The 2,139-nt window shown below is 35.2% G+C and carries 2 protein-coding genes and 1 pseudogene; all 3 read right to left on the bottom strand.

From position 1 onward, the window contains the following. On the bottom strand, positions 1–1,260 hold a 1,260-nt coding region (locus BBH99_RS11200), incomplete at its 3' end, for a 3-hydroxyacyl-CoA dehydrogenase family protein (protein ID WP_131799219.1). Between the two features lie 53 nt (positions 1,261–1,313). Further along, positions 1,314–1,766 (bottom strand): MarR family winged helix-turn-helix transcriptional regulator, encoded by a 453-nt coding sequence (locus BBH99_RS11195; RefSeq protein WP_066695528.1) that lies wholly within the window; start codon positions 1,764–1,766, stop codon positions 1,314–1,316. A 165-nt stretch (positions 1,767–1,931) separates the two neighbouring features. Then, a pseudogene (locus tag BBH99_RS22755) lies at positions 1,932–2,139 on the bottom strand (ABC transporter ATP-binding protein); the annotation flags it as partial.

The following is a 2,139-nucleotide window of genomic DNA, read 5'->3' as shown; positions in this document are numbered from 1 at the left end:
TTCAATACCTTTCTGAACTCCTACGGCATCCCAAATTTCAAATGGACCGTTTTCCCATCCGAAACCGGCTCTCATAGCATCGTCAATTTTATAAACTTCGTCAGAAATTTCAGGAACTTTATGAGAAACATACGCGAATAATGCTCCTAATGATTTTCTGTATAGTTCACCAGCTTTATCTTTACCACCAATTAATACTTTGAATCTGTCAATTGGCTTATCAATGGATTTTGTTAATTCTAAAGTAGGGAACGATGATTTTCCTTGAAGCTCATATTCTAAAGTATCAAGGTTCAATCCGTGAATTTCAGATTTTCCTTCTGCGTTTTTCACTTTTTTATAGAATCCCTGCTCAGTTTTTGAACCTAGCCATTTATTATCCATCATTTTCTGGATATAGCCAGGAAGGGCAAATACATCGTTAAAGTCATTCGCTTCAGCACCGCTTTGACGAACACCGTTGGCTACCATTACTAAGGTATCAAGACCTACGACGTCAGCTGTTCTGAATGTTGCTGATTTTGGACGTCCGATTACAGGACCTGTTAATTTATCAACATCAGAAACGGTAAGCCCTAATTTCTGTACATTGTGAAGTAGGTCCATCATAGAGAACACCCCAATTCTGTTGGCAATGAATGCAGGAGTATCTTTTGCTAAAACGGTAGTTTTACCTAAGAATTTAGCTCCATAGTTCATATAGAAATCGATGATTTCCGGATTGGTATCATTTGTTGGAATAATCTCAAGAAGAGGAAGGTATCTTACCGGGTTGAAGAAGTGGGTTCCTGCAAAGTATTTTTTGAAATCTTCGCTTCTTCCTTCTGTCAGTAAGTGGATAGGAATCCCTGATGTATTAGAGGAAATTAAAGTTCCCGGTTTTCTGAACTGTTCAATTTTTTCGTAAACAGACTTTTTAATGTCAAGTCTTTCAACTACTACTTCAATAATCCAGTCTGTATTTTTAATTTTTGGTAAATCATCATCGAAGTTTCCGACTTTGATTCTATCTGCAAACTTCGGTGAGTAAAGAAGTGCAGGACTTGCTTTTTTTAGTTTTTCGAAGTTTTCAGTAGCAATTCTGTTTCTTACTGCTTTGTCTTCTTTAGTCAAACCTTTTTTCTGTTCAGCTTCAGTTAACTCAAAAGGAACGATATCTAAAAGTGACACTTCCACACCAATGTTGGCGAAGTGAGCCGCGATACCGCTACCCATAATTCCTGAACCAAGAACCGTTACATGTTTGATTCTTCTTTTCATATCTATTTTTTTATTATTTAATAGGTTATATGAACCGTGGAGTTCATGATAATTTATTTTCTGTTGTTTAAGAGTTCATTGGCTATTTTCATGATCTCAGTCATCACTTCCTTAAAAGTATCCATCTTTTCAGGGCTGATCTTTTCCATCACCTTTTTATTAAAGTTGACAACAACTTCCTTAGACATATTTCTGGAATTTAAGCCTTTATCTGTAAGTTTGATGATCACCTCTCGTTTATCCGTGGTGGTTTTCTCTTTATAGATATAGCCATTATCTTCCAGTAGTTTAATGATTCTCGTTAGGGAAGTGGGTTCTATGGCCATTTTAGGTCCAAGATTCGTACTTCGCGTACCTTCTTTGGGATCAATTTTAAGAAGGGTAAGAGCTTGTACTGCGGTGGAATCATGTTCCTGAGCCAATTCTGTGTACATTTTAGAAACAGCCAACCAGGTCTGCTTTAAAATTAAATCTACGTTTTCTATTTTTTCCTTATTATTATCCATCATTTTTGCGCTAATGGTTTTACCCAAATTTAGTAAATATTATGCATGCATAATATTTATTAACGTTAAATTTTGTTAATAATCTGATAATAAGCGTGTTAAATTGTATGATTTGCATAATACTATGCATGCATAGTATGTGAAATAATCAAAGAAACTCCTTGATTAATAAATGTTTTCAATGAAATTTATAATTTCTTCAAAGGATTCGCATTCTTGTTTCTGGGAATCGTTAGTAATAACCCAAAAATTGTTCTGAAATTCAAAATTAAGGGCAGAAAGGTCTTTTGAAAAGTTTTTTTGAAGCAAAGAATACAGCATTTCCTTCTGAACCTGCGGTGCAGAGATATGTGGCGGAATAAAACTCTCGTGT

The sequence above is a fragment of the Chryseobacterium contaminans genome (assembly GCF_001684955.1).
GTDB lineage: Bacteria > Bacteroidota > Bacteroidia > Flavobacteriales > Weeksellaceae > Chryseobacterium > Chryseobacterium contaminans.
Note: the sequence above shows the minus strand (reverse complement) of the source record. Positions and strands in the feature narration are given on the sequence as shown.

Excerpts from the sequence above, each read along its gene's own strand:
- BBH99_RS11195 (WP_066695528.1), bottom strand. The coding sequence starts at position 1,766 with ATGGATAATAATAAGGAAAAAATAGAAAACGTAGATTTAATTTTAAAG.